The sequence below is a fragment of the Kitasatospora albolonga genome (assembly GCA_002082585.1).
Lineage (GTDB): Bacteria > Actinomycetota > Actinomycetes > Streptomycetales > Streptomycetaceae > Streptomyces > Streptomyces stephensoniae.
In genome coordinates, this window is the sequence record CP020563.1 from 377933 (window position 1) to 403919 (window position 25987).

A 25987-nucleotide genomic window follows, 5' to 3' on the forward strand; every position below is an offset into this window, starting at 1 on the left:
CCGGTGACCACCGCGTTCCTGCCCGTCAGATCGATGCGCGCGCCGCTTCTCCCTCTGCCTGTACGTCGGCTGCGTCTGCCGCCTGTACGTCGGTTGCCTCGCGGGACCGTTCCTCCCGCCCTCAGGCTCGCACCGGCCGGGCGCCGACGCCCCTCGGCCGTTCTCACCCGCCGGGTACGGCCGAAGGGGTGGGGCGGTGCGCCCAGCCGAGCAGGACCACCGAGCAGACCGCCGCGAACGCGCACCAGGTGGAGATGAACTCCGTCCGCCACAGCACGACGCAGACGACCGCGCCCACCGCCACCAGGACCCCGAGGAGCCGCAGGACGCGGTCGCCGGAGAGCAGGAGGGCGCCGACGGTGGCCAGGAGGTAGCCCGCGACGAGGAGCGGGGCGTGCGGGAGGTCGACCGCGTACCCGAGGGTCCGGCCGCGCACCTCCGCCGTCACGGGCCGGGAGGCAAGGGCGTACGCGAGGAAGGCGGCCGTAACCGCTCCGGCCGCGAGCGGCACCGCCAGCCGGGCCCGGGGCTGCTCCGCCGAGCAGAACACGCCCAGCGGCACCCAGAGCGCCAGCAGGGGCAGGGCGATCACCGCCCAGGCGAGGGTGGCGGGGCCGGGGCCGCCGTCGGCGTTCCACACCACCGACTCGACGATCTGGTGGGCGCCGAGCAGCAGCGGCAGCGCGGCCAGCGGGAGATCACGGGCCCGGCGGGTGCGGGCGAGGGTCACCGCTCCGATCGCGGCGATGCCCGTACCGGCCACCAGGTCGGCGGTCGCGCTCCAGCACATGGCGTCACCCCGGGGCCCGGACTCGCGCGGACAGGTCGTCGTCCGGCCCACGCTACGGCTCCGGGGGCCGGAGCACGCGGTGACGCAGGCGCGGCGAGCCGGTCCTCGCGCCCCCTTGACCTCAACCAAACTTCAGGTTTTAGCGTTCTCGCTATGGACATGGAAGTCACCGCATGGACATCGCTGCACAGCGCGATGAACGCCGAACAGGACCGACGCCCCTTCTCCCGGGCGGCGCTACGCCGCATCCTGGTCTTCGCCCGGCCCCATAAATCCCGTATCTACCGATTCCTCCTGCTCAGTGTGGTGACCGCGCTGCTCGCGGTGGCCACCCCGGTCCTCGCCGGGCGCGTGGTCGACGCCATCGTGCGGGGCGCGGACCCCGGTACGGTCACCCGGCTCGCCCTGCTGATCGCGCTGATCGCGGTCGCCGAGGCCGGGCTCGGGCTGCTCACCCGGTGGCTGTCGGCCAACCTCGGCGAGGGGCTGATCCTCGACCTGCGCACGGCGGTCTTCGACCATGTGCAGCGGATGCCGGTGGCCTTCTTCACCCGCACCCGGACCGGCGCCCTGGTCAGCCGGCTCAACAACGACGTGATCGGCGCCCAGCGCGCGTTCAGCAACACGCTCTCCGGAGTGGTCTCCAACCTGGTCACCCTGCTGCTGACGCTCGCCGTGATGCTCACGATCTCCTGGCAGATCACCGCGCTCGCGCTCGTCCTGCTGCCCGTCTTCGTCGTCCCCGCCCGCCGTATGGGGGCCAGGATGGCCGGGATGGAGCGCGAGGCGGCCAGCCACAACGCCTCCATGGGCAACCAGATGACCGAGCGGTTCTCCGCCCCCGGCGCCACCCTCGTCAAACTGTTCGGGCGCCCGGCGCGGGAGTCCGCCGAGTTCGCCGAGCGGGCCCGCCGGGTGCGGGACATCGGGGTGCGCTCCGCCATGGCGCAGTCCGCGTTCATCACCGCCCTCACCCTGGTCTCCGCCCTCGCGCTCGCCCTGGTCTACGGGCTCGGCGGCTACTACGCACTGCGCGGCACCCTGGACGCGGGCGCCGTGGTGGCCCTCGCCCTGCTGCTGACCCGGCTGTACGCCCCGCTGACCGCGCTGGCCGGGGCCCGGGTCGAGGTGATGAGCGCGCTGGTCAGCTTCGAGCGGGTCTTCGAGGTGCTGGACCTGAAGCCGCTGATCGCCCAGAAGCCGGACGCCCGCGAGGTGCCGGAGGGCCAGGTCTCGGTGGAGTTCGAGAAGGTCTCCTTCGGCTACCCCTCGGCGGAGAAGGTCTCCCTCGCCTCGCTGGAGGAGGTCGCGACGCTGGACAACCGGGGCGGCACCCCGGTCCTGCACGAAGTGTCCTTCCGCGCCGAACCCGGGCAGATGATCGCCCTGGTGGGTTCGTCGGGCGCGGGCAAGTCGACGATCGCCCAGCTGCTGCCGAGGCTGTACGACGCGGACGCCGGTTCCGTACGGCTGAACGGTGTCGACGTACGGGATCTGAGCGCCGACTCCCTCCGCGACACGCTGGGGATGGTCACCCAGGACGGGCACCTCTTCCACGAGTCCGTACGGGCCAATCTGCTGCTCGCCCGGCCGGACGCCTCCGAGGACGACATCTGGGACGCCCTGCGCCGCTCCCGGCTGGAGGGGCTGATCGCCTCGCTGCCCGAGGGGCTGGACACGGTGGTGGGCGAGCGCGGGTACCGGCTCTCCGGCGGTGAGCGCCAGCGGCTCACCATCGCCCGGCTGCTGCTGGCCCGTCAGCGGGTCGTCATCCTGGACGAGGCGACCGCGCACCTGGACTCCACCTCCGAGGCCGCCGTCCAGGAGGCGCTGGCCGAGGCGCTGGAGGGGCGGACCGCCGTGGTGATCGCCCACCGGCTCTCCACCGTGCGGGCGGCCGACCAGATCCTGGTGGTGGAGGCGGGCCGGATCGTCGAGCGCGGCACCCACACCGAACTGCTCGCGGCGGGCGGGCGGTACGAGGAGCTGTACCGCACCCAGTTCGAGCGGCCGTCGGCGGACGAGGCCCAGCCGGTCGGCTGAGGAAGGCCCCGCTCAGCGGCGGACGAGGCGGGGGCGTCCCGCGGCGCGCAGGCGCCGCAGGGCGTCCCCGCCGCAGCCGCGCAACTGCTTGGGCGAGACCCGGGCGCGGTGCCCGCCGTTGGTGACGAGCGCGTTCACGGAGGTCATCGGGTCCGCCGCCATGGACTTGGCCAGCAGCACACCGACCACCAGCGGGAGCAGCGTGACGGCGAGGGCGGTGCCCGCGGTGGTGACGTGCTGGATACGGGGGCGGCGGAGGGCTTCGGAGTCCATGGCCCCATTCGAACAGCGGCGGGGCGGCGGAACATCGGGGCGGGTACTCAGCGGTGACGGCACCACATACTCAGACGCCCGCCCACTCGGACGCCCGCGCCCGAGGATGCCCGCACACGTACGTACCCGCATGCGTACGTGCCTCCGTGAGCCCGTGCCCGTATCCGCGTACGCCCGCATACTCCGGCGCCCGTACGGGGACGCTGGGGACGCGGCCACGGACGGCCGCCGGACCATGGGAGGACGACGCCGATGAGTGACGACCCCGGAGAGCGGGCGGGGCTCCCCGCCGCGACGGTGTTCGACGCGCTGGGGGCCGAGTACGAGCGGGCGTTCGCCGGTTCGGCGGCCCACCACGCCTCGCTGGACCTGCTGCTGGAGCGGCTCGGACCGGGCAGCCGGGTGCTGGACGTGGGCAGCGGGACCGGCGTACCGACGGCGCGGCGGCTGGCCGGGGCGAGGCACCGGGTGGTGGGCGTCGATGTCTCCCCGGTGATGACCGCCCTGGCGGCCCGGCAGGTGCCGGACGCCGAGTTCCGCCTCGGGGACGTGCGTGAGCTGCCGTGGGAGGACGGGGAGTTCGACGCCGTCTGCGTCTACTTCTCGCTGCTCCAGATGTCCCGCGGCGAGCAGGCGGAGCTGCTGGGGCGGCTGGCCCGGGCGGTGCGGCCCGGCGGCCTGCTGGCCGTGGCCACCGTGCCGGTGGACGTGGCGGAGGCGAGCGCGGTGTTCATGGGGCAGCCGGTCGTGGTGTCGAGCTTCGGCGAGGAGGAGTTCACCGCCCTGGTGGCCGGGGCGGGGTTCGCGGTGGAGGAGCGGCGGAGCGTGCTGTTCACCCCGGACCACCCAGCGGGCGCACCAGAGCCGCATCTCTTCCTGCACGGCCGCCGCGTCTGACGGCCGCGCCTCTTCCGAAGTGCCCGTGAAGTGCCCCCGGCGGACCGCCGCCGGGGGCACTTCCGCATGTCCTGGCCCTGCTGTCCCGCAGGGCTCGAACACCCCATTGGCAATCACAAAGAACAAGCCGAATGAATGACAAGAATGGCGCATTCGCGTTCCTTCACGAGAAGGTAATGCGATAGCAAAGTTCTCGTCTATATGCTGAGCTGTACTCGTATCCACCGAATCGCCAAAGGAATGGCCGGACACGTTCAACGACCGGTAAAACATGAGGTGAAGCGCAGTACCTAATTCCGAACACGCATACGGATTTAAGCAACGCATTCGTCAATATGCCCCGACCACACCGCTCCCCGGCACCCCCGGATGCAGGAGGCAGGCCACCTTGGACCCGCTTGTCGAACACCCCCGGACTTTCACCCGGCACGGCGCCGCGAACGCAAAGGAGACCGGCCGCCCCGCGCACGGCCGGCCCCCCAGACCCGCCCGCGTGGGCCGGGGCATCGTGCACCCCGGCCCGATCAGCGTTCACCGGCCGGAGAGCGGCCTGTTGTCCGGCCGCCTCTGACGGCTTCCCGCCCCCCACCCGTCCACGCCCGGCCCCCGCCGGGAGCGGACCTCACCCTCAAGGGAATCGTCACCCGTGATCTCCGTGAAGGAACTCAAGAACCCCCACGTCGTACGGCGCGACCTGATGGCGTCGCTCGTCGTCTTCCTGGTCGCCCTCCCTCTCTGCCTCGGCGTCGCCGTCGCCTCCGGCGTACCGGCCGAACTCGGCCTGGTCACCGGGATCGTCGGCGGGATCGTCGTCGGTCTGCTGCCGGGCAGCAAGCTCCAGGTCAGCGGGCCCGCCGCCGGGCTCACCGTGCTCGTCTACGAGGCGGTCACCGAATTCGGCCTCGCCACGCTCGGGCCGATCGTCCTGGCCGCCGGACTGCTCCAGGTGGTCATGGGCGTGGCGCGCTTCGGCCGCTGGTTCCGGGGCATCTCCGTCTCCGTGGTGCAGGGCATGCTCGCCGGGATCGGCCTGGTCATCGTGCTGGGCCAGCTGTACGCCATGGCCGACACCGAACAGCCCGGCACCGCCCTCGCCAAGCTGGCCGGACTTCCCTCCCTGGCCGTCGAGATCGCCACGAACAACGAGGCCCTCACCGCCTTCGGCCTGGGCGCCGGGACCGTCGCCGTGCTGCTGCTCTGGCCGAAGCTCCCCGCCCGCGTACGGATCGTCCCCGCGCCCCTCGCCGCGGTCGGCCTGGCCACCGCCGTCGCCGCCCTGGCCGGGCTGCGGCCCCTGGTCGCCGATGTGAACGGCCTGCTGCACGCCATCGAACTGCCGGGGGCGGCCGAATTCGGCAACCTGGCGAACGTGGCCGTCATCGGCACCGTCCTCGCCTTCGCCCTCATCGCCTCGGCCGAGAGCCTGTTCAGCGCGGCGGCCATCGACCGGATGCACGACGGGCCCCGTACGGACTACGACAAGGAGCTCGTCGCGCAGGGCGTGGGCAACACGATCTGCGGGGCGCTCGGCGCGCTGCCCATGACGGCGGTCATCGTCCGCAGCGCGGCCAACGTCCAGGCCGGGGCCACCACCGCGCTCTCCCGGGTCGCCCACGGTGTGTGGCTGCTGCTCTTCGCGGCGCTGCTGCCCGCCGCCATCGGCATCATCCCGCTCGCCTCGCTCGCCGGAATCCTGGTGCACGCCGGATGCAAGCTGGTGCCCTGGAAGGAGTTCGGCCCGCTCTGGCGCGAACACCGCGGGGAGGCCGTGCTGCTGGCGGTCACCGCGCTGGCCATCGTGGTGACCAACCTCTTCGAGGGCGTGGTGCTGGGGCTGCTGCTCGCCGTGGTGAAGTCGGCCTGGGAGACCTCCCACGTACAGCTCTCCACCCGCGAGCTGACCGGCGGCCGGGTCGTGGTGACGCTCACCGGCAACGCGACCTTCCTGCGGCTGCCGCGCATCCTGGAGCAGTTGGAGAAGCTGCCGCAGGACCAGCCCATGGAGCTGGACCTCAGCGGTCTGCGCCACCTCGACCACGCCTGCCGGGTGGCACTGGAGAACTGGGCGCGCCGCCACAACGACGCGGAGACCGACCCGGTGACGATCCGCCGGTAGCCCCGGGCTCCGGCCCTACGCGGCCGTACGGGTCGCCGAGCGCTTCACATAGGCGCCCGGCGTCTCGCCGAAGTAGCGGCGGAAGGCGAGGATGTAGCCGTTGGTGGAGACGAAGCCGACCCGGGCGGCGACCGTGCTCACCATGTGCCCGGCGGCAAGCAGTTGCAGCGAGTGGTTGAGGCGCACCCGGGTGCGCCATTCGGAGAAGGCGAGCCCGGTCTCGGCGCGGAAGGCCCGGCGCAGGCTGGTCGAGCTGGTGTAGAGGCTCTCGGCCCACTCGGAGGCCGTACGGGCATCCCCCGGGTTGCGCATCAGCTCACCGGCCACCGTCGCGGCGGACCGTCCGGTGGGCTGGGGCAGCGGCAGGACGTCACGGTGACCGGAGCAGAGGGCGGCGAAGACCGCCGGGTCCTCCTCGGTCGGCTCCGACGCGCGCATCCGGCTGAGCAGCAGCTGCCGCTGGGCGTCGGAGACGTTGACGCTGGTCACCTCGGAGTAGGGCAGGCGGTGCAGCTCGGGGTCGAAGTTCTCCGGCACCACCAGGGAGTCGGGGGCGAAGCGGGCGCTGTGCGGGATGCCCGCGGGAATCCAGAGCGCGACCGACGGGGAGAGCTCGTGGTCGCGGCCGAGGGCGGTGACGACGATCCGGCCCAGCGGCACGTGGAGGAACTGGTGGAAGGCGTGCACATGGGTCGGGTGTCCCCCGGCCGCGATGAAGTCGTCGTCGACCGGGGTCCCGGGTGCGGGCTCGGCTCCGGTCGGGGCCACGGTCCGCAGGGCAGCTTCCGCCACACCGTCCTCCAAGCAGCGCGGGGCCCGTTTGTTGACCCCTGATTGTGAGCGGAACGGCTCCGGCATTGGACCGCCCCAAAGCTGGATAAGGGTAACCTAACCTGCCGCTTGCCCAGGTGAGGAGCCCAGGAATCCCCATGTACGCCACGTCCCCGCCGGCGACATCACCACCACCGCCGCCCCTGGCGAGGACCTCCTCCTCGCGCGGTACGGCTCTGGTGGTGACCGCCTGCGCCGTCCTCTTCCTCGCGGTCGTCGCGAGCATCGCGCTCGGCTCCCGTGACATCTCCCCGCCGGAGGTGGTGCGCATCCTGCTGCACCCCGACGGCACCGGTTACAACAGCCATGTCCTGTGGACCGAGCGCATCCCGCGCACCCTGCTCGGGCTGACCGTGGGGGCCGCGCTGGGCGCCTCGGGGCTGATGATGCAGGCGCTCACGATGAACCCGCTGGCCGACCCAGGCATCCTGGGCGTCGAGCAGGGCGCGGCGATGTTCGTCGTCCTCGGCATCCTGTTCCTGGACATCACGGGGGTCACCGGCTACTTCTGGCTGGCCCTGGCGGGGGCCGGGATCACCTCGGCGCTGGTCTACCTGATCGGGACCCGGACCAACGCGGGCAGCTCCACCCTCGGGCTGGTGCTGGCCGGGGTGGCGCTCGCCGCCGTGATGTCCTCGCTGATCACCCTGCTGGTCGTACGGGACGAGGCGGTCTACGCGCACCTGCGGTTCTGGTCGGTGGGTCAGCTCACCGGGCGGGCGAAGGTGCTGGACGAGATCCTGCCGTTCGCGGTCGCCGGACTGCTGCTGGCGCTGCCGTTCGGGCGCACCCTGAACGTGCTGAGCATGGGCGAGGACGCGGCGCGCGGCCTCGGGGTGCGGGTCGAGCGGGCCCAACTGCTGGGCGCCGCGGTGGCGGTGCTGCTCTGCGCGGCCGCCACCGCCGCCGTGGGGCCGGTGGCGTTCGTCGGTCTGGTGGCCGCCCACTGCGCCCGGATGCTGGCGGGGGCCGACCACCGCTGGTCGCTGCCGCTGTCGATGGCGTGCGGGGCGATCCTGCTGATCGGCGCGGACATCGCGGGCCGGCTGGTGCTGGGCCACGGCGAGATCCAGGTGGGCGTGATGACGGCGGTGGTCGGCACCCCGTTCTTCGTCTGGCTGGCCCGCCGCCGGAATCTGGTGCGTGTCTGATGGAGCTGCTGATACGTTCCACCGCCCCCGGTTCCACGCCCGGTTCGGCGCCCGCCTCCGCGCTCCGTACGGCGACCCTGGCCCGGCTGCTGGCGGACCGGCGGGCCCGGTCGCGGCGTACGGCCCTCACCGTCGCCGTCCTCACCGTGCTGCTGCTCGGGCTGCTCGCCGCCTCGGTGCTGCTCGGCGGGGTGGGGCGGGTCGACCCCGCCGACGTGCTGCCCGCCGCGTTCGGGATGCGTACCGGACTCGCCGACTACATGATCTTCCGCATCCGGATGCCGCGCGCCCTGTCCGCCCTGCTCTCCGGCGCGCTGTTCGGCCTGGCCGGGGCGCTGTACCAGCGGCTGATCCGTAACCCGCTGGCCACCCCGGACATCGTCGGGATCTCGGCGGGGGCGGGGGCCGGTGCCGCGACCGTGCTGCTGCTCGCCCCGGCCCTCCCCTTCGGCACCCCGCTCGCCGCCGTCGCCGGGTCGCTGGTGCTGCTGGGCCTGGTGTACGCGCTGAGTCTGCGCGGCGGGCTGAACACCTACCGGCTGGTGCTGGTGGGGATCGGGCTGAGCGGGGTCTGCACCGCGTACACCAACTACCTGTTCAGCCTGGCCGACCAGCACAGCATCGCCGTCGCGATGCGCTGGCTGATCGGCAGCGTCAACGGGGCCGACTGGACCGGGGTGTCCACCCTCGCCGTCGGGCTCGCCGTCTGCGTGCTCTGTGCCGCGCGGCTCGGCCGCCCGCTGGGCAGCATGTCGCTCGGCGACGACCTGGCCACCGGGCTCGGCACATCGGTGCCCGCCGCCCGGGTCGCCGTCCTCGCCCTGGGCGCGGGGGCGGCGGCGCTCGCCACGAGCGTCGTCGGGCCGATCGGGTTCGTCTCGCTGATCAGCGGGCCGATCGCGGCCCGGCTGGTCGGCGCGGACCGGGCCTTCGGGCTCGCCCCGTTCGTCGGCGCGGTCCTGGTGCTCGGCGCGGACGTCCTCGCCCAGAACGCCCCTCTGATCAGCCCGGTCCCGACCGGGGTCCTCACCGCGCTGCTCGGCGCGCCCTACTTCGTCTGGCTGATCCTTCGGCGCAGACCCGGAGCCACGTCGTGACCCACCACATCGAAGCCCGCTCCATCACCGCCGGGTACGGCAAGGTCCCGGTCATCGACGGTCTGTCGGTCGCGATCCCGGCCGGGGAGATCACGGCGCTGGTCGGCCCGAACGCCTGCGGGAAGTCCACCCTGCTGAAGTCCGTCGCGCGGCTGCTGCCGATCGCCTCGGGCTCGGTGCTCCTGGAGGGCTCCGACATCCACGCGATGCCGACCCGCGAGGTGGCCCGGAAGCTGGGCATCCTGCCGCAGTCCCCCATCGCCCCGGAGTCCATCACCGTCGGCGATCTGGTCTGGCGGGGCCGCCATCCGCACCGCAGGTTCGGCCAGCGGCGGACGGCGGCCGACGACGGGCTGATCACCGACGCGCTGCTCGCCACCGGGACCGCCGAGCTCATCGACCGCCCGGTGGACGAGCTCTCCGGCGGCCAGCGGCAGCGCGTCTGGATCGCTCTGGCGCTCGCCCAGGACACCCCGGCGCTCCTGCTGGACGAGCCCACCACCTACCTGGACATCGCCCACCAGTTCGAGGTCATGGACCTGCTGGGCGATCTCAACGAGAAGACCGGCAAGACCATCGTGCTGGTCTCCCACGACCTCAACCAGGCCGCCCTGTACGCCGCGTCGATCGTCGCCATGCGCGACGGCCGGATCGTGCACCAGGGACCGCCCGAGCATGTGCTCACCGAGGAAACCGTCGCCGACGTGTTCGGTCTGAACTGCGTCGTCGTCCCCCACCCCCGTACCGCGAAGCCCCAGATCTTCCCCCTGGGCCGCCGCACCCTCACGCTGGAGAAGTGAACGATGTCCCCTTCCGTACGCCGTCGGCCGCTCACCGCCGCCCTGCTCGCCTCCGCCACCTGCCTCGGCCTCCTCACCGGCTGCGGGGGCTCCTCCGGCACCGGCTCGTCCGACGGGAAGGACGGGAAGGCGGCCTCCGCCGCCGACGGCTCCTTCCCCGTCTCCCTGACCAACGCCTGGGGCCGTACGGAGGTCAAGGAGAAGCCCGTCCGGGTGGCCACCGTCTCGGACGGCGACACCTCCATCGCCCTGGCCCTCGGCCTGGTCCCGGTGATCACCCCGGACGTGGAGGACGGTGACCCCGTCGCCGAGTACAAGCAGCGGGCGATCGAGAAGCTGGGCGAGAAGAAGCTCAAGACGTACGACAACACGGACGGCACCGACTACGAGGCGATAGCCGCGGAGGAGCCGGACGTGATCCTCGGGGTCAACACCTGGGAGATGGACACCGACTACGCCAAGCTCACCCCGATCGCCCCGGTCGTCACCTTCGCCGACAAGAAGGACGCCAACACCCTGACCTGGCAGGAGCGGCTCAAGACCGCCGCCAAGGCGCTCGGGCTGAGCGAGAAGGCGGAGGAGGTGATCGCGGCCAACGAGAGGACCGTCAAGGAAGCGGCGGCGGCGCACCCGGAGTTCAGGGGGAAGACGTACACCTACTCCGTCGTCCACCCCGAGCAGATCACCTACATGTCCTTCGCCGACCAGGACCCGGGCGTCTTCGAGCAGTTGGGGCTGGTCAAGCACCCCCGGTCCAAGAACTACTCCGCCGACAAGGACAGCGTCAGCCTGGAGAACCTGGACGAGCTGGAGGCCGATGTCCTGCTGATGACCTACCCGTTCGGGGACGAAGGGCTGCTCTCCGCATCGGAGCTGGAGAGCAACAAGCTGTTCCGGTCGCTGGACGTGGTGAAGAACAACCACTTCGCGGTGGTGCCCTCGGAGAACACCCTCGCCTCCGCCATCGCCTACCCGGACGCGCTGAGCGCGCCGTGGGTGGTGGAGAACCTGACGCCGATCCTGGCGAAGGCGGTCGCCGGTAAGTGACCTTCCCCTAGGACCTGTCGGCCGTCTCCCGCACGATCGCGGTGAGGCGGCCTTCGGGCATCCGCAGGAGGCGGCGGCCCCGGGCGAGGGTGTCGGCGCGGTGGGCGATGACGATGAGGGTGCGGTCGGCGGCGAGGGCGGAGAGCGCCTCCTCGATGCGGGCGGCGGCCCGGTGGTCGACCCCGGCGGTCGCCTCGTCCAGGATCAGCACCGCCGGATCGGTGAGCGCGGCCCGGGCGACGGCGACGAGCTGGCGCTCCCCGGCGGAGAGGGTCCGGCTGGAGACGGCGGTGTCGAGCCCGTACGGGAGGGAGTCCACCCACTCCGCCAGGCCGAGCAGCCCGAGGGTGCGCTCCATGGCCGCCCGGTCCGGACTCCCCGCCGTCATCGCCAGGTTCTCCGCGAGCGTGCCGTCGACGAGGGGCACGTCCTGGGGTACGAGGACGATTCTGGAGCGCAGCCGGACCGGGTCCACCGCGGCGAGGTCGTGGCCCGCGAAGCGGACGGTGCCCCGGTCGGGGGCGTACAGACCGGCCAGGAGCTTGCCCAGGGTGGACTTGCCGGAGCCGGTCTCCCCCGCGATGACGAGCCGTTCGCCGCTGTCGACGGCGAGGGTGAGCCCGTCGAGGACGTTGCGCCCTTCGCGGTAGCCGAACCCGACATCCTCGACGGTGAGTTCGCCGCGCCCGGGCAGCTCGGGGCCGGTGGCCGCACGCCGCTCCCCGCCGGTCGCCCGCAGCAGGTCCAGGAGGCGCGCGAGCCGTACGTGGGCCTCGCGGGCGTCCCCGACGGCTCCCGCGAGATCTTCGAAGCGGTGGAAGATGTCCCGGGTCGCGAGGACGAACACCACCGCGACGCCGACGCTCAGCGTCCCTCGGCCGACCATGACCGCGCTGATCACCAGCAGTCCCGCCACACAGCCCGCCTGGAGCAACGCCAGCTGGTTCAGGCGCAGTTCGGTGCGGACCTCGGCGCTCTGGGCCTTCTGGAGCCGGGCGTTGTCACCGGCGAACCGCTCCAGCCAGCGCGGTACGGAGCCACTCGTCCTCAACTGCTCCTGCGCGGGCAGCGATTCGGCGAAGCCGGAGGCCACCGCCGCCTCGGCGGAGGCCACTTCGGCGTAGACGGCTCCGGCCCGGCGGTGGAACGCGCACACGATCAGCAGGGCGGGAGGAACGAAGGCGAGCAGCAGGAGGGCGGTCAGCGGCCAGGAGTACAGGGCGAGCATGACGGCGGTGAGGAGGAGGACCGTGGCGGCGGTGGCCAGATCGGGCAGGGTGGCGGCGGCGAAGGAGGCCAGTCCGTTGATCTCGCCCGTCAGTCTGCGGAGCAACTCGCCGCTGCGGTGGGCCTCCAGGAAGCGCAGCGGAGCCGCGCCCACGGCGGCGGTGGCCCGTTCGCGGAGTCCGGCGAGGACGTGTTCGCCGGTCCTGATCAGCCAGTAGCGGGAGAGCCAGGTGAGGACCCCGCTGCCCGCGACGAGCAGCAGCAGGAGCAGCACCCCGCGCAGCAGCCCCGGCCGGTCGCCGCCGCCCGCCGCGTCGACGACCCGCCCGATAGCCGCGGTGACGCCGACGGCGGCCCCGGCCCCGGCGAGGTTGAGGAGGACGGTGGCGGCGAGGGCGAGGCGGTGTCCGGCGAGGAAGGGGGCCGCCCGGCGGAACACGGCGCGCTGGTCGGGGAGATCGGTGAGCGGCGCGGGGTCAGCCATGGAGGGATTCCTGTTCACGGGCGGGCGTGCTGATGGGGGCGCTCTTCCCGGTGCCGGGCTTCCGGGGCGGGGTGTTCCCTGCCCCGGGCGACTCCCCGGTGCCGGGCTCCCGGGGCGGGGTCTCCCGCGCGCCCGGCGCCGCGAGGGTGATCTCCCGGTCGGCGCGGGCGCGGACGGCGGGGGCGTGGGTGGCGAAGAGGACGATCCGGTCGGCGGTGGCGGCCCGGAGCCGGTCCAGCACCTCGGCCTCGGTCGCCGCGTCGAGGGCGGAGGTCACGTCGTCGAGCAGCAGCACCGGGCAGTCGCGCAGCAACGCCCGGGCCAGGGCGACCAGTTGGCGCTGCCCGCCGGAGAGCGCCCCGCCCCGCTCCCCCACCTCGGTGTCCAGGCCGTCGGGCAACTGGGCGAGGGCCAGGTCCAGTCCGGCGGTGTGCGCGGCGGCGGCGACCTCGGCGGGCGGGCGGTCACCGGGGAGGAGGAGGTTCTCGGTGACGGTGCCGTGGAGCAGGAGGGGCCCTTCGGGGACGAACCCCACCAGGGCGTACAGCTGTTCCGGGTCCAGGGTGTCCAGCCGTACGTCCCCGTAGGCGGCGGTGCCGGAGGCGGGCACGAGCTGGGCGACGGCCCGGAGCAGGGTGCTCTTGCCCGAGCCGGTGGGGCCGGTGAGCGCCACCCACTCACCGGGGGCGGCTGTGAGGGTCAGCGGCCCGACGGTGGCCCGATCGGGTCTCCGTACGGTCAGCCCGTCCACCCGCAGGACGCCCCGCCCGGGGAGCTCGGCGTACGGGCGGGGCGGTGCGGGCAGCTCCAGGACGCGGGCGATCCGGTCCGCCGCGACCCGGGCCTCGGCGAAGTCCCCGAGGCGGCCGATCAGGGCGTTGACGGCGAGGGAGACCGTGCCCATCCAGAGGACGAAGGTGGTCAGCGCCCCCACCGTGATCCGCCCGTCGGCCACCGCGAGACCACCGGCGAGCAGTCCGGCGGTGACCGCCAGCAGCGGTACGGAGAACGCGACGGCCTCCCACACCGACCCGACCGAGGCGAGCCGCAGCGTGGAGCGGGTCACCTCGGAGCTGTGCCGGTGGTGCCGCTCCACCAGGACGTGGTCGGCGCCGACGCCCCGCAGCGGCAGGAGGGCGGAGAGGAGTTCGTCGGCGGCGGAGCTCCGGGCCCCGTGCGCTGCCGCGAGGTGCTCGGCGCGGCGGCCGAAGACCGGCGGGAACACCCGGTTCACGACGAGGAGGACGGGCACGGTGGCGGCGGCGACCAGCAGGAGGAGCGGGTCGAGACCGCCGATGGCCGGGACCAGGACGAGCGCGGTGAGGCCGATGACGACCCAGGTGGTCAGGCCGTGAATCCAGACGAGGACGGTGTCCACGTCACGGGTGGCGCGGGTGGTCAGATCGCCGAAGGTGCCGGTGCGGCGCTGGAGGGTGTCGGTGTCGACGGCGAGGATCGCCTTCAGCAGCCGGGTGCGGAGCCAGGTCCCGGCCCGGTTGTCGGCGAGCGTGGCCCACAGCTGCCAGCCGCGCATCCCGGCGTACTCGACGCAGGCGGCGGCCAGGAAGGCGCCCCCGTACAGCAGGGCACCGCCGGGCGATCCGGTCTGGACCTCGGCGTCGACGGCCCGGCCCAGCAGCCAGGGCATGGCGAGGAAGGCGCTCTGCCGCAGGGCGGCCCAGGCCACCGAGCGCAGGAAGTGGCCCCGGACCCGGGAGAGGGCGTGGCGCAGGAGCCGTGGCGCGGGGTCGGCGGGGCGGCGGGAGAAGATCACGGGCGGCTGCTGTCCTCGGTCACGGGCGGTGGTGCGGGCGGGTCCGGTCACCGTAGGAGCGGGGCTCCGGCCGTGGTCCAAGGCAGAGAGCGGCCGGTCGAAGCAGCGGGCCGGTAGCGGGCGCCTTGCCCGGAACGGGGCGCGCAGTGGCACCGGGTGGACGGCTGGTTGGATTCCGGGGCGCCCGTCCGGCCTAGCCTGGGGGCGTACCGCGTCCGAAGGAGCAGCAGCTGTGTCCACCCGCAACCCCCGCCCCGTCGTCACGTTCCCCATCGTGCTGAGGGAGCTGACGGTGCTGCGCGTCGCGGACGTCACCCCGGGCATGCGGCGGGTCACCCTCGGCGGTCCGCAGCTGCACGCGTTCCACCGGGACGGGCTGGACCTTCCGGCGCTGCGCACGGAGGGGTTCGACGACCATGTGAAGTTCTTCTTCGCGGAGGGCGACGCGCCTCCGGTGCTGCCGGGGCAGAACGTCAGCAGCCTGGAGTGGCCGGTGGACGCCCGGCCTCTCGCCAAGGACTACACGCCGGTGCGGTTCGACCCGGAGGCCGGGGAGATCGACTTCGACTTCGTCCGGCACGAGGGCGGGGTCGCCTCGTCCTGGGCGCAGCGGGTGAAGCCCGGTGAGGTGACCTGGATCGCCGGGCCGAAGATGTCGCACGGTCACCCGGAGGGCGCGGACTGGCTGCTGGTCATCGGTGACGAGACGGCGCTGCCCGCGATCGCCCGGTGGCTGGCGGAGATGCCAGCGGGCACCCGGGCCCGGGTCTTCATCGAGGTCGGTGAGGAGAGCCACCGCCAGGAGCTGCCGACCGCCGCCGACGCGGTCGTCACCTGGCTGTCGCGCGACGGCGCCCCGGCCGGGACGACGGACCTGCTGGAGCAGGCCGTGCGGTCCATGGAGTGGCTGCCCGGCACGGTCTATGTGTGGGCGGCGGGCGAGGCGGTCACGCTCAAGGGCATCCGCCGCCATATCTCCGCCGACCGCCAAGTGCCGCGCGAGCAGATGCACTTCACCGGCTACTGGCGGCGCACCGAACCCGCCCCGGGGGCGGCCGACACCGTGCCGGAGGACGAGGAGGCGCACGAGCGGCTGCATGAACTCACCGATCTGGCCCCGGGGTTCGCCATCCGGACCGCCGTCACGCTCGGCCTGTTCGATCTCGTACGGGACGGGGTGACCGGCTCCGCCGAGCTGGCCCGGCGCACGGGCACGGACGCGTCGCTGCTGGGCGCGCTGCTGGCGTACCTGGTGACGCTCGGGCTGCTGGAGGCGGACGGGGAAGGCGGCCACCGGCTGACGCCGGTGAGCGAGGAGCTGGTCGAGGACGACCACTCGTCGGAGGAGTACCACCTGGGCGGTGCGCAGGCGGCGATGGACCTCTCCCTGTCGGGTCTGCTGCACACCCTGCGGACCGGCGAGCCCGGCTACCGGACGGCGGGCGGCGACTGGGTGGCCACGGCGATGCGCACCGACGAGCGGCTGGCCGGAAGTGCCCGCGCGGCCGTGGAGGAGGAGGCCCGCTGGGTCGCGCCCGGGGTTTCGAAGGCGTACGACTGGGCCTCGGTCACCACCCTGACGGCGGGCGGCCACGGAGTCGGCACACTGGTGAACGCGCTGGTCAAGGCGTATCCCGCGCTACGCGTCCGGATCGCGGCGCTGCCCTCCGAACTCCGGGTGCTCGACGAGCAGATCCTGGACACCGACGTCTCACCGAACGTCGAACTGATCCCGCAGACCGGGCCGGTGCCGCATGGGGGCAGCACCGTCCTGGTCTCGCGCCTTCTGGAGCGGCTGGCCGACGAGGACGCCGTACTGGCGCTCGCGGAGGCGGCCGGCGCCCTGCCCCCGGACGGGACGCTGCTCCTGGTCGAGCAGATCCGCCCCGTGGCCGGGGACGAGGACGCTGTGCTCCAGCACCTGCGGCTGGCCTGCCTGTTCGGCTCGGGGCTGCGCTCGCAGGACGAGCTGGGTGCCCTGGCCGTACGGGCCGGTCTGCGGGTGCGCAGCTGCGACGACATCGGCTGGGACCACCGGCTGTGGGTGCTGGAGCGCCCGGCGGAGGGGTGAGGGCTCAGGCCGCCGTGGTGAGGAGCTGGGCGCGGCCGAAGAGCAGGGCGTAGCCGGTCGGCAGGGACTCGATGACCCGGGTGACGAGGTCCGGGTCCATCCGTGCGGAGACCGCCGTCAGCACGGTGCCCGCGTCCCAGCGGGCGGTGGCCGCCGTGCCGCCCGTCCGCGCGGCCAGGTCGTCCACGAAGCGGGCGGCCGGGGCCGGGTCGATGCCGGGGGCCTCGGCGGTGAACACCTGGGCGGCCTCCCTGGGGAGCGCGGCGGCGAACGCGACCCGCTCCTCGCCGGTCACCTGGCGGCCCAGCCCGCCCAGTACGGCGCGCAGCGCCTCCTCGGCCCGCTCCCGGGTGGGGTAGGCGCCCTCGTATCTGATCTTCTCCAGCAGCCGGTCGAACGTCATGGCCTTCGGGGCGGCGATGGTCCGGGGCTCAGGAATCATGGCGGCGGCAGCCCTTCTCGTCGTCATGCGGTGTCGGTGGTCTCTGGCTTCTTCTCCGAAAGCGCCGCCGTACACCCCCTGGGGGGTATCGGTGCGGTCACGGGGACTGCGGATGGCCGAAAAGGAGGTCGTACCCCGTCGGCAGCTGCAGCAGGACGCGGCGCAGGAGGTCCTCGCCCGCCGCTTCGGCGGCGACGCTGAGGACGGCTCCCACGTCCCAGACGGCGGTGCGTTCGGTGGCGCCCTCGATCCAGGCCGCCGTGGCGCGGACGAACCGCTCCGGCGAGAGCGGTTCGGCGGCCTGGAGCGGGTTGAGCAGGATCAGGGCCATGGTCTCGGGGAGCCGGGCGGCGAGTTCCGCCCGCTCCCGGCCCACCAGGTGGGCGCCGAGCAGGGCCAGTACGACGCGTGCGGCGCGCTCGGCCTCGTCCCGGCTCTCGTACGTGCCGCGTTCCCGGACCCGGTCCAGGAACGCCTCCCATCGCAGGGTCACGGCGACCGCTCCCTCGGGCGGGGACGGGAGCCGGGCCGGGACGGGGGAGAAGGTCCGGCCCGGCTCCCGTCACATGGACGGGCGTACCGGTTCAGCCCTTGATCTGCTTGTGCGAGGAGCCCCCGCCGACGGAGATCTTGCGGGGCTTGGCCCGCTCGGCGATCGGGATGCGCAGGGTCAGGACACCCGCGTCGTAGTCGGCGTCGATGCGTTCGGTGTCCAGGGTGTCGGCCAGGACGATCTGCCGGGAGAACACGCCGAGCGGACGCTCGGAGAGCTCCATCTGCACGTTGTCCGTGTTGACGGCCGGCCGGCGCTCGGCCCGGACGGTCAGCATGTTGCGCTCGACGTCGATGTCGATCGCGTCCGGCGAGACACCGGGAAGATCGAACGCCACCACGTACTCCTCGCCCTCGCGGTACGCGTCCATCGGCATCGCCGAGGGCCGCGACCAGGTGCCGGGGCGCAGGATCTGCTCGGTGATCCGGTCGAGTTCCCGGAAGGGGTCGGTACGCATGAGCATTGCGGAAACACCTCCAGTCGGTCGGGCGGTAGCCCGCGCGTTTCACCTGACACCGTTGTAGCATGTCATCCATTCGATGACAAATGAAATGTCACCGGAAGGACGACAACCACGCAGAAGGAGTCACCGTGCCGACAGCGAAGCAGCCCGACCCGACCCGCCACCCCGATCCCGACGCCGTCTCCCTCCTCGCCGCGACGGCGGCGCTGGGGGCCATCGACGACGCGGTCCAGGGCGCCCGGGCCGCCACGGCGGAGCGGTCCGAGGGTTCGGCGGACGACCGGGAGCGGGCGCTGGCCTCGCTCCAGCTGCTGCGGGAGGTGCGGGAGCGGCTCGCAGGCTGGGAGAGCGGGCTGATCGAGGCCGCCCGTGCGGCGGGCGCCAGCTGGGCCGAGCTGGCGGACCCGCTCGGGGTCGCCAGCCGCCAGGCGGCCGAGCGCCGCTATCTGCGGCTGCGGCCGGGCTCGCTGGGCTCCACCGGGGAGCAGCGGGTCCGGGCCACCCGGGACCGGCGCGCGGCCGACCGGACCATCACCACCTGGGCCCGGGAGAACGCGGCGGACCTGCGCTCGCTGGCCGGGCAGGTCACCGCGCTGACCGGCCTACCCGCCCCCGGGGAACCCCCGCTGGACGAGCTGCGCCGGGCGCTGGCCGCCGACGACGCCGCGCTCCTCGTCGCCCCGCTCGCGGCGGTCCGGCCGCATCTGCCGCCGGACCAGCGCCACCTGGCCGCGCGGATCGACTCGCTGACCCGCCGCACCGGAGAGCTGCGCGAGGACAGCGCGGCCCGCAGGCAGAACACCTGAGGGACGCGACAGCTGAGGGACGGAACAACCTGGCCCGACCGAGCACCTGGGCCGACGGAACAACCTGAGCCGACCGAGCACCTGCGCCGACGGAACAGCCGGGCGGCACAACGCCCGGTCGGCGGGGGCTCCGGAAGCCCTCCGCCGGCTCGTCCGCTCCGCCCCGGCCGACCGGCTACGGCTTGCGGGCCACCAGCCCCCACTGGTCGACCAGGACCGGGTCCTCCTCCTCCGGGCGCCACAGCGCGATCGTCAGGAAGCCGGGGTCGATGATCTCCAGGCCCTCGGCGCAGGCGGTGATCTCCTCCGGCTCCCGGACCAGGTACGGCGGGTTCTCGCCGGAGTCGTACGCCTCCTGCGCGGCCAGCGTCTGCGGTGTCTTCACCGTGTCGCAGAGCACCAGGTAACTCCCGGACGGCATCCGGGCCATGTACCGCTGAACCACCGCGATGCCGTCGGCGGGGGTCAGATGGCCGAGCGTCGACAGGAGCAGCACGGCGACCGGCTCGGACAGGTCGAGCGTCTTCGCCGCCTCGCCGACCACCGTGTCCGTCTCGGAGAGATCGGCCTCCACATAGGCCGTACGGCCCTCCGGGGCGCTGGTCAGCAGGGCGTGCGCGTGGGCGAGGACGATGGGGTCGTTGTCGACGTAGACGATCCGCGCGTCGGGCGTGATGCCCTGCGCCACCTCGTGGGTGCTGTTCGCCACCGGCAGGCCGGTGCCCACGTCCAGGAACTGGCGTACGCCCAGCGAGGCGAGGTGCCGGATCGCGCGGGCCTGGAAGGCGCGGGAGGCACGGGCGATGTCGACCATCTGGGGGTAGGCCGCGCTCACCGCGTCGGCCAGTTCACGGTCCACCGGATAGTTGTCCTTGCCGCCCAGCCAGGCGTTCCACACCCTCGCCGAGTGCGGGACGTCGGAGCGAATCCTGCGGCGGAACTCGACGTCGTCGACGCTCATGTCTCTCCTCCACTCGCTTCCCGTCCAAGGCCGTTGACCGCGTGACCGCCGGTAGGAGCCCGGTCCGACCGTACATCGCCCGTCCGCCGCCCGCCGGTCCCGCCTTCCGCCGGGACCGTCTCCCGCCCGCCGGTCCCGCATCCGTTCAGACGGCGTCCGGGTCCAGTCCGGTGAGCCGCGCCGACTCCTCCCACAGCGCCCGCGCCATGGCCAGGTCCCGCGCCCGGGCGGACCTGCGGGCCTCGGCCGGGGCTCCCCGGGTCTCGCCCAGCCGCCCGGGGCCGTAGTACGAGCCGCCGGGCGCGGCCGGGAGGGTCGCCGCGTACAGCGTGGGCAGGGCTCCGGCGGAGGCGGGCTGGGTGTACAGCCGTGAGGCCCGCTCCAGCTTCGCCGCCCACCTCCGGCCGGACAGCTTCGGCCCCGCCTGCCCCAGCTCCGTGGCGGCGAGGCCGGGGTGGGCGGCGAGCGCGGTGAGGTCGCGGCCGGAGGCCCGGGCGCGCCGGTCGAGTTCCGCGGTGAAGAGCAGGTTGGCGAGTTTGGACTGCGCGTAGGCGCCCCACTTGCTGTACCCGCGTTCGGCGTTGAGGTTGCCGAGGTCGATACGGCCGATCCGGTGGCCCAGCGAGGACAGGGTCACCACCCGGGCCGGTCCCGTCACGCCGAGGACCGGGAGCAGCCGGAGGGTGAGGGCGAAGTGGCCGAGGTGGTTGGTGCCGAACTGCATCTCGAAGCCGTCCGCCGTGCGCAGGGGCGGCAGGGCCATCACCCCGGCGTTGTTGATCAGGAGGTCGAGGCGGCCGTCGACCTCCTTGGCGATGGTGTCGGCCGCCTCGGCGACCGAGGCCAGATCCGCCAGGTCCAGGCGGACCAGCCGGGTGTCCGAGCACGGCGCGGCACGGCGTACGGCCTCCAGCGCGCGCCGTCCTCGTTCGGGGTCGCGGCAGGCGAGGACGGTACGGGCGCCGGAGCGGGCCAGGGCGAGCGCGGTGACCGCGCCGATGCCGCTGTTGGCGCCGGTGACCACGGCGGTCCTGCCGGAGAGGTCGGGCATGTCGTGCAGGTTCCAGGAGCTCATACCCGCACACCTCCCCGATGGCGGCCGGGTCACACCCGGGCTTCCCCGGTGGGGGTCGGGGTCACACCCGGGTCAGCCCTCCGCCGACGTGCGCCGGAACCAGGCCGGTCCCTCCGTGAGGGCCTGCTTGATCCGGAAGAGGGCGAACTCGGCGAGCGGCGGCAGCCCGTCCAGCGGGAACCAGCCCACCTCCAGCGACTCGTCGTCGTTCACCCGGGCCTCGCCGCCGGTCGCCCGGCAGCGGAAGGTGAGGTCGAGGTACTGGCAGCGGTCCCCGTTGGCGTACTGCACGGGCTTCAGCGCCTGGGTGAGCACCAGCCGCTCCGCCACGCAGTGCACCCCGGTCTCCTCCAGCACCTCGCGCTCGGCCGTCAGCGCGGGCTCCTCGCCGGGCTCCGCGATGCCGCCGATCACCGACCACTTCCCGGTGTCCGCGCGCCGCCCCAGCAGCACCTGCCCCTCGTCGTCGAAGACGACGGCGGTCACCCCGGGCAGCAGGAGCAGCTGGTGTCCGGCGGTGGCGCGGATGGTGCGGATGAAGTCGGGAGTCGCCATGGCCCCGAGCCTACGTGGCCGGGTCGCGGTCTACCGCGCGGTGCCCCGCTCCTTCCGGGCCCGTACCGCCGACGCTCCCGCCCAGCCCAGGCCCGCCGCGGCCAGCAGGGCGATGAGGCCCTCCGGCAGCGGGCCCATGCGGGTGGCCGGGGTGAGCGAGGAGCGCAGCGGGACCTCGGCGACCAGGGCGTCGGGGGTGAACATGCCGCTCCGGTCGGCGATGGTGCCGTCGGGCCGGATCACGGCGCTGACCCCGCTGGTGACGGGGACGACGACGGCCCGGCCGTGCTCGACGGCCCGCACCTGGGACATGGCGAGCTGCTGGTAGGTCATCTCGCTGCGGCCGAAGGTGGCGTTGTTGCTCGGTACGGCGATCATCTGGCCGCCGTGGCGGACGGTGTCGCGGGCGGCGGCGTCGAAGGCGGCCTCGTAGCAGGTCACCAGCCCCACCTTCGTACCGGCGAGGTCGAAGACGCCGACCTTCGTACCGGCGACGAACTCGCGCTGCACCCGGTCGACGTCCTTGCTGAAGACACGGGCGACCGTCCGCATCGGCATGTACTCGCCGAACGGCTGGATGAACCGCTTGTCGTAGGTGTCGACGGGGCCCTTCTCCGGGTCCCACTCGATCAGCGTGTTGCGCAGGCTGTCGGTGCCCTTCTCGACCACCGAGCCGATGACCGTGGGGGCGCCGATCTCCTTGACCGCGTCGTCGATGATCTGGTGGGCGTCGGCGTTGCGGTAGGGGTCGAGGTCGGAGGAGTTCTCCGGCCAGAGGACGAAGTCGGGCTGCTTCGCCTTGCCCGCCCTCACCTCGTCGGCGAGCTGGATGGTGCGGTTGGCGTGGTTGTCCAGGACCGCGCGGCGCTGGGCGTTGAAGTCCAGGCCGAGGCGGGGCACGTTGCCCTGGATCGCGGCGACGGTGGCGGTGCCGTCCTCGGCGGAGGCGTCGACCAGCGGAAGGGCGGCGAGCGCGGCCACCACCGGGGCGAGGACGCAGGCGGCGGCTCCGGCCGCGGCGGCGCGGTGCGTCGTGCCGGAGGAGCGGTACGTACGGAGGTGGCGTACGCCCTCGTACAGCCCGAAGCCGCACAGGACGACGGCGAAGGTGAGCAGCGGGGTGCCGCCGAGCGCGGCGAGCGGCAGGAACGCGCTCTCCGCCTGGCCGAAGGCGATCTTGCCCCAGGGGAAGCCGCCGAACGGGATACGGGCGCGGACCGCCTCGTCCAGGGTCCAGACAGCGGCGGCCCAGACCGGCCAGTACGCGAGCCTGCTCACGGCGGCGATCCCGAGGCAGCCCACCGCGATGAACAGCGCCTCGGCGGTGGCGAGGGCGAGCCACGGCACCGGGCCGACGTCCTCGCCGGTCCAGCGCAGCAGCGGGAGCATGAAGCCGAGCCCGGACAGCAGCCCGAGGCCGAAGGCGGCGCGCAGTCGGCGCCCGTGCAGGACCCAGCCGAGCAGGGCGAAGCCGGGCAGGACGAGCCACCAGAGGGGCCGGGGCGGGAAGCTCGCGTAGAGCAGCACCCCGGAGAGGACGGCGGCGGCCGGACGCAGCAGCCGCCGGGGCCATCCGGCGGGCGGGGGCGTCGGCCCGGGCGACGGGGCGGCGACGGGGGTCATAGTGGCGCTCACCCGGCGGAGTCTACGGCGGCCGGCTGTGCGCGGGGGCTCCGGCCTGCGGGGCGGTCGGCTGTACGCGGGGCTCCGGCCTACGGGCCCGGCCGCCCCGCCGCCCGCTCCCGGCTCCGTACGGTCAGCCCCGGTCCCGGCGCCGGTCGCCGCTCCGGCCCCGGCTCAGGTTCGGGTCCTGGCTCAGGCCGTGGGCCCTGCTGAGGTCCCGGCCCCGGCTGCGGTCGGCGACGGCGGCCAGGTGCAGGCGTGCGCGGATGAACCGTACGGCGCTCTGCGCGTCGTCGACCGTCACGGTGAAGGTGCGGCCGTCCCCGAGCCGGAGGGCCATGCCCTCCCCCTTGCGCACGACGACGGCGGTGCCCTGTTCGGGGCGCCAGCGGTAGCCCCAGCCGCCCCACTGGCGCGGGTTGATCCGGGGGACGTACTCCGCGCCGACCACATGGGTGAGCAGGATGCGGCGGCGCGGCAGCCCGGCGTGGCCGCAGCGGACCTCCAGGGCGTCCCCGTCGACCTTCACGGCGACATGGACGAAGGCGAGCGTCCCGAAGAGGATCAGCAGTCCGACGGCGACACAGCCGATGACGGACATCAGCAGCGGGGCGATCCCGGAGGACCAGGGCGAGCCGACGGCGAGCTCGATGCCCAGGGCCATGCAGCCCGCGCCCGCGAGGGCCAGGAGCCACTGGAAGCGGTTGGTCGCGCGGCCGGTCCAGACGGTGGACGGTGCCTGCGTCGAGCCGTGGTGGGCGCGCTCGGGGTGGTCCGTCATATTCAGCAGCGTACCCACGTTCCCGCTGCCCGGCCCGGGGTCGGGCAGGGGTGGCGGGCGGCTCAGCGGGCGGGGGCGGCGGCCTGGAGGGCGCGGCCCTCCGCGTAGGTGAGGGCGGGGGCCGGGAGGGTGCCGGGACGGCCGCCGAGCAGGACGGTGAGGGTGCCGGTCGGTCCGGCGATCGGGGCGGGTCCGGCGCCGATACGGCGGAGCGCCTGGGCGGCCACGGCCCCGGCGGAGCCGTGCAGGACGAGCGGCGGGCCGGGGCGCTGGACGGCGGCGCGGATGCGGTCGGCCACCAGCTCGTAGTGGGTGCAGCCGAGCACCACGGACCGTACGCCCGGTGGAGTGAGAGCGGCGGCGGCGGCGACGGCCCGGTCGATGCCCGCCTCGTCCCCGTGCTCGATGGCGTCGGCGAGTCCGGGGCAGGGGACCTCGGTGACATCGACAGCCCCGGCGAACTCGGCGATCAGCCCGCGCTGGTAGGGGCTGCCGGTGGTGGCCGGGGTGGCCCAGATGGCGACGGGGCCGCCGCCCGCGGCGGCCGGCTTGATGGCGGGGACGGTGCCGATGACGGGCAGCGCGGGCTCCAGCGCGGCGCGGAGCGCGGGCAGGGCGTGGACGGACGCGGTGTTGCACGCGACGATCAAGGCGTCCGGCCGGTGGGCGGCGGCGGCGCGGGCGACGGCCAGCGCGCGGGCGGTGATCTCCTCGGGGGTGTGCGGGCCCCAGGGCATCGAAGCGGGGTCGGAGGAGATGACGAGTTCGGCGTCGGGCCGCAGTCGGCGAACGGCGGCCGCTGCCGCCAGCAGGCCGATTCCGGAGTCCATGAGCGCGATCTTCACCCGGTCACCCTAGCCGACAGCCCTTGCGGGCCGGGCTCAGTGGGGCAGACTGCGGCGAATGAGCGCCGTTGCCTGGATCGCCGTGGGTTCGCTGGCCGTATGGGTGTGGCTGCTGCTGGGGCAGGGGTTCTACTGGCGGACCGACCAGCGGCTCCCCCGGCGCGCCGACCCGGTGCGCTGGCCGTCGGTGGCGGTGGTGGTACCGGCCCGCGACGAGGCCGAGATGCTGCCGGTGTCCCTGCCCTCGCTGCTGGTCCAGGACTATCCGGGCGAGGCGTGGATCATCCTGGTGGACGACTGTTCCGGCGACGGTACGGGGCGGCTGGCGCGGGAGCTGGGCGACCGGTTCGGCGGGCTGCCGCTGACGGTGGTGGAGCCCGGGGAGCCGGAGCCGGGGTGGACGGGCAAGCTCTGGGCGCTGCGGCACGGGATCGCGCTGGCCCGGCGCCACAAGCCGGACTTCCTGCTGCTGACGGACGCTGACATCGCGCACGAGCCGGACAGCCTGCGGGATCTGGTGGCGGCGGCCGGGGACGGCGGGCCGGAGGGGTACGACCTGGTGTCGCAGATGGCGCGGCTGCGGGTGGAGAGCTTCTGGGAGCGGCTGGTGGTGCCCGCGTTCGTCTACTTCTTCGGGCAGCTCTACCCGTTCCGCCGGGTGAACCGGGCCCGGTCGCGTACGGCAGCGGCGGCGGGCGGCTGTGTGCTGCTGCGGACGGAGGCGGCCGAGCGGGCGCGCGTCCCGGAGTCGATCCGGCAGGCGGTGATCGACGATGTGTCGCTGGCCCGGGAGGTGCGGCGCGGCGGCGGCCGGATCTGGCTGGGGCTGGCGGAGCGGGTGGACAGCGTGCGGCCGTATCCGGGGCTGAAGGACCTGTGGCGGATGGTGGCGCGCAGCGCGTACGCGCAGTTGCGGCACAGTCCGCTGCTGCTGGCGGGGACGGTGCCGGGGCTGCTGCTCGTGTACGTGGCTCCGCCCGCGACCCTGGCGGCCGGGCTGGCGGCGGGCGACGCGGTGGCGGCCTGGGCGGGCGGCGCGGCCTGGGCGGTGATGACGGCGACGTACCTGCCGATGCTGGCCTACTACCGGCAGTCGCCGTGGCTGGGGCCGCTGCTGCCGTTCACGGCGGTGCTGTACCTGCTGATGACGGTGGACTCGGCGGTGCGGCACTACCGGGGGCGGGGCGCGGCCTGGAAGGGGCGTACGTACGCCCGGCCCGGTCCGGACGCGGCGCCCGAGGCCGCGCCCGACCGGTGACGCCCCTCGGGAGCGGGCGCCGGG

The 25987-nt window shown here is 73.8% G+C and carries 23 protein-coding genes and 1 pseudogene; 10 read left to right on the forward strand and 14 right to left on the reverse strand.

Annotated elements, in window-relative coordinates; translation table 11 throughout:
- Nucleotides 1-163: 163 nt before the first annotated feature.
- Nucleotides 164-790, reverse strand: coding sequence for a hypothetical protein (locus B7C62_01555; GenBank protein ID ARF71085.1), 627 nt, complete (start codon nucleotides 788-790; stop codon nucleotides 164-166).
- Between the two features lie 153 nt (nucleotides 791-943).
- On the opposite strand from B7C62_01555, the gene B7C62_01560 reads away from it, so the two are divergent.
- A complete protein-coding gene (locus B7C62_01560) occupies nucleotides 944-2833 on the forward strand; it encodes an ABC transporter (GenBank protein ID ARF71086.1) in 1890 nt (629 codons plus the stop codon).
- Nucleotides 2834-2845: 12 nt separating this feature from the next.
- On the opposite strand, the gene B7C62_01565 is transcribed toward B7C62_01560, so the two are convergent.
- Nucleotides 2846-3106, reverse strand: coding sequence for a hypothetical protein (locus tag B7C62_01565; protein ARF71087.1), 261 nt, complete (start codon nucleotides 3104-3106; stop codon nucleotides 2846-2848).
- Nucleotides 3107-3358: 252 nt separating this feature from the next.
- Between B7C62_01565 and B7C62_01570 the strand changes: the two genes are divergently transcribed.
- Nucleotides 3359-4003 carry an SAM-dependent methyltransferase gene (locus B7C62_01570; GenBank protein ARF71088.1) on the forward strand — a complete coding sequence of 215 codons (645 nt, stop codon included), beginning with the start codon at nucleotides 3359-3361 and terminating at the stop codon, nucleotides 4001-4003.
- A 646-nt stretch (nucleotides 4004-4649) separates the two neighbouring features.
- Nucleotides 4650-6119 carry a sulfate transporter gene (locus B7C62_01575; protein ID ARF71089.1) on the forward strand — a complete coding sequence of 490 codons (1470 nt, stop codon included), beginning with the start codon at nucleotides 4650-4652 and terminating at the stop codon, nucleotides 6117-6119.
- Between the two features lie 15 nt (nucleotides 6120-6134).
- Here B7C62_01575 and B7C62_01580 read toward each other — a convergent pair whose 3' ends face one another.
- A complete protein-coding gene (locus tag B7C62_01580) occupies nucleotides 6135-6911 on the reverse strand; it encodes an AraC family transcriptional regulator (protein ARF71090.1) in 777 nt (258 codons plus the stop codon).
- A gap of 137 nt (nucleotides 6912-7048) precedes the next feature.
- On the opposite strand from B7C62_01580, the gene B7C62_01585 reads away from it, so the two are divergent.
- From B7C62_01585 to B7C62_01600, 4 genes are read left to right on the forward strand one after another with little or no spacing between them, the layout of a single operon-like run.
- Nucleotides 7049-8101: an iron ABC transporter gene (locus tag B7C62_01585; GenBank protein ARF71091.1), complete on the forward strand. Its 1053-nt coding sequence runs from the start codon at nucleotides 7049-7051 to the stop codon at nucleotides 8099-8101.
- Nucleotides 8101-9198: an iron ABC transporter gene (locus tag B7C62_01590; GenBank protein ID ARF71092.1), complete on the forward strand. Its 1098-nt coding sequence runs from the start codon at nucleotides 8101-8103 to the stop codon at nucleotides 9196-9198. Before B7C62_01585 ends, B7C62_01590 begins: the two co-directional genes overlap by 1 nt.
- Nucleotides 9195-9998 carry an iron dicitrate ABC transporter ATP-binding protein gene (locus tag B7C62_01595; GenBank protein ID ARF71093.1) on the forward strand — a complete coding sequence of 268 codons (804 nt, stop codon included), beginning with the start codon at nucleotides 9195-9197 and terminating at the stop codon, nucleotides 9996-9998. The genes B7C62_01590 and B7C62_01595 overlap by 4 nt, the downstream gene beginning before the upstream one ends.
- Before the next feature lie 3 nt (nucleotides 9999-10001).
- Nucleotides 10002-11045, forward strand: coding sequence for an ABC transporter substrate-binding protein (locus tag B7C62_01600; GenBank protein ID ARF71094.1), 1044 nt, complete (start codon nucleotides 10002-10004; stop codon nucleotides 11043-11045).
- A gap of 7 nt (nucleotides 11046-11052) precedes the next feature.
- On the opposite strand, the gene B7C62_01605 is transcribed toward B7C62_01600, so the two are convergent.
- Together B7C62_01605 and B7C62_01610 are read right to left on the reverse strand one after the other, a co-directional pair.
- Nucleotides 11053-12756 (reverse strand): multidrug ABC transporter ATP-binding protein, encoded by a 1704-nt coding sequence (locus B7C62_01605; GenBank protein ID ARF71095.1) that lies wholly within the window; start codon nucleotides 12754-12756, stop codon nucleotides 11053-11055.
- The gene (locus B7C62_01610; GenBank protein ARF76932.1) at nucleotides 12749-14530 is read right to left on the reverse strand and encodes a multidrug ABC transporter ATP-binding protein; all 1782 of its coding nucleotides are present in this window, start codon (nucleotides 14528-14530) and stop codon (nucleotides 12749-12751) included. The genes B7C62_01605 and B7C62_01610 overlap by 8 nt, the downstream gene beginning before the upstream one ends.
- Before the next feature lie 232 nt (nucleotides 14531-14762).
- Here B7C62_01610 and B7C62_01615 point away from each other — a divergent pair, with 232 nt between their 5' ends.
- The gene (locus tag B7C62_01615) at nucleotides 14763-16601 is read left to right on the forward strand and encodes a phage tail protein (GenBank protein ID ARF71096.1); all 1839 of its coding nucleotides are present in this window, start codon (nucleotides 14763-14765) and stop codon (nucleotides 16599-16601) included.
- Between the two features lie 4 nt (nucleotides 16602-16605).
- On the opposite strand, the gene B7C62_01620 is transcribed toward B7C62_01615, so the two are convergent.
- From B7C62_01620 to B7C62_01630, 3 genes are all read right to left on the reverse strand, one after another.
- Nucleotides 16606-17043 carry a hypothetical protein gene (locus tag B7C62_01620; protein ARF71097.1) on the reverse strand — a complete coding sequence of 146 codons (438 nt, stop codon included), beginning with the start codon at nucleotides 17041-17043 and terminating at the stop codon, nucleotides 16606-16608.
- Between the two features lie 97 nt (nucleotides 17044-17140).
- Nucleotides 17141-17536 (reverse strand): hypothetical protein, encoded by a 396-nt coding sequence (locus B7C62_01625; protein ID ARF71098.1) that lies wholly within the window; start codon nucleotides 17534-17536, stop codon nucleotides 17141-17143.
- Nucleotides 17537-17627: 91 nt separating this feature from the next.
- Nucleotides 17628-18059, reverse strand: coding sequence for a heat-shock protein Hsp20 (locus B7C62_01630; GenBank protein ARF71099.1), 432 nt, complete (start codon nucleotides 18057-18059; stop codon nucleotides 17628-17630).
- A 128-nt stretch (nucleotides 18060-18187) separates the two neighbouring features.
- Here B7C62_01630 and B7C62_01635 point away from each other — a divergent pair, with 128 nt between their 5' ends.
- The gene (locus B7C62_01635) at nucleotides 18188-18865 is read left to right on the forward strand and encodes an HSP18 transcriptional regulator (protein ID ARF71100.1); all 678 of its coding nucleotides are present in this window, start codon (nucleotides 18188-18190) and stop codon (nucleotides 18863-18865) included.
- Nucleotides 18866-19040: 175 nt separating this feature from the next.
- Here the strand turns inward: B7C62_01635 and B7C62_01640 are convergent, their stop codons facing one another.
- The 6 genes and pseudogenes from B7C62_01640 to B7C62_01665 form a co-directional block, all read right to left on the reverse strand.
- Nucleotides 19041-19826, reverse strand: a complete 786-nt coding sequence (locus B7C62_01640) for an S-adenosyl methyltransferase (GenBank protein ARF71101.1) — start codon at nucleotides 19824-19826, stop codon at nucleotides 19041-19043.
- A 145-nt stretch (nucleotides 19827-19971) separates the two neighbouring features.
- On the reverse strand, nucleotides 19972-20901 hold the full coding sequence (locus B7C62_01645) for a short-chain dehydrogenase (protein ID ARF71102.1): 930 nt from the start codon (nucleotides 20899-20901) through the stop codon (nucleotides 19972-19974).
- Nucleotides 20902-20973: 72 nt separating this feature from the next.
- Nucleotides 20974-21456: an NUDIX hydrolase gene (locus B7C62_01650; GenBank protein ID ARF71103.1), complete on the reverse strand. Its 483-nt coding sequence runs from the start codon at nucleotides 21454-21456 to the stop codon at nucleotides 20974-20976.
- A gap of 30 nt (nucleotides 21457-21486) precedes the next feature.
- Nucleotides 21487-23079, reverse strand: coding sequence for an apolipoprotein N-acyltransferase (locus B7C62_01655; GenBank protein ID ARF71104.1), 1593 nt, complete (start codon nucleotides 23077-23079; stop codon nucleotides 21487-21489).
- A 241-nt stretch (nucleotides 23080-23320) separates the two neighbouring features.
- Nucleotides 23321-23860: pseudogene (locus B7C62_01660) on the reverse strand (hypothetical protein).
- Nucleotides 23861-23922: 62 nt separating this feature from the next.
- Entirely contained in the window at nucleotides 23923-24705 is a 783-nt protein-coding gene (locus B7C62_01665) for a glutamate racemase (protein ARF71105.1), read from the reverse strand.
- A 58-nt stretch (nucleotides 24706-24763) separates the two neighbouring features.
- On the opposite strand from B7C62_01665, the gene B7C62_01670 reads away from it, so the two are divergent.
- Entirely contained in the window at nucleotides 24764-25963 is a 1200-nt protein-coding gene (locus B7C62_01670) for a glycosyl transferase family 2 (GenBank protein ID ARF71106.1), read from the forward strand.
- The last annotated feature ends 24 nt before the right edge of the window (nucleotides 25964-25987 follow it).

Excerpts from the sequence above, each read along its gene's own strand:
- B7C62_01600 (ARF71094.1), top strand. The coding sequence starts at position 10,002 with ATGTCCCCTTCCGTACGCCGTCGGCCGCTCACCGCCGCCCTGCTCGCC.
- B7C62_01555 (ARF71085.1), bottom strand. The coding sequence starts at position 790 with ATGTGCTGGAGCGCGACCGCCGACCTGGTGGCCGGTACGGGCATCGCC.
- B7C62_01670 (ARF71106.1), top strand. The coding sequence starts at position 24,764 with ATGAGCGCCGTTGCCTGGATCGCCGTGGGTTCGCTGGCCGTATGGGTG.
- B7C62_01605 (ARF71095.1), bottom strand. The coding sequence starts at position 12,756 with ATGGCTGACCCCGCGCCGCTCACCGATCTCCCCGACCAGCGCGCCGTG.
- B7C62_01650 (ARF71103.1), bottom strand. The coding sequence starts at position 21,456 with ATGGCGACTCCCGACTTCATCCGCACCATCCGCGCCACCGCCGGACAC.
- B7C62_01630 (ARF71099.1), bottom strand. The coding sequence starts at position 18,059 with ATGCTCATGCGTACCGACCCCTTCCGGGAACTCGACCGGATCACCGAG.
- B7C62_01565 (ARF71087.1), bottom strand. The coding sequence starts at position 3,106 with ATGGACTCCGAAGCCCTCCGCCGCCCCCGTATCCAGCACGTCACCACC.
- B7C62_01560 (ARF71086.1), top strand. The coding sequence starts at position 944 with ATGGACATGGAAGTCACCGCATGGACATCGCTGCACAGCGCGATGAAC.
- B7C62_01645 (ARF71102.1), bottom strand. The coding sequence starts at position 20,901 with ATGAGCTCCTGGAACCTGCACGACATGCCCGACCTCTCCGGCAGGACC.
- B7C62_01620 (ARF71097.1), bottom strand. The coding sequence starts at position 17,043 with ATGATTCCTGAGCCCCGGACCATCGCCGCCCCGAAGGCCATGACGTTC.
- B7C62_01570 (ARF71088.1), top strand. The coding sequence starts at position 3,359 with ATGAGTGACGACCCCGGAGAGCGGGCGGGGCTCCCCGCCGCGACGGTG.
- B7C62_01590 (ARF71092.1), top strand. The coding sequence starts at position 8,101 with ATGGAGCTGCTGATACGTTCCACCGCCCCCGGTTCCACGCCCGGTTCG.
- B7C62_01655 (ARF71104.1), bottom strand. The coding sequence starts at position 23,079 with ATGACCCCCGTCGCCGCCCCGTCGCCCGGGCCGACGCCCCCGCCCGCC.
- B7C62_01640 (ARF71101.1), bottom strand. The coding sequence starts at position 19,826 with ATGAGCGTCGACGACGTCGAGTTCCGCCGCAGGATTCGCTCCGACGTC.
- B7C62_01585 (ARF71091.1), top strand. The coding sequence starts at position 7,049 with ATGTACGCCACGTCCCCGCCGGCGACATCACCACCACCGCCGCCCCTG.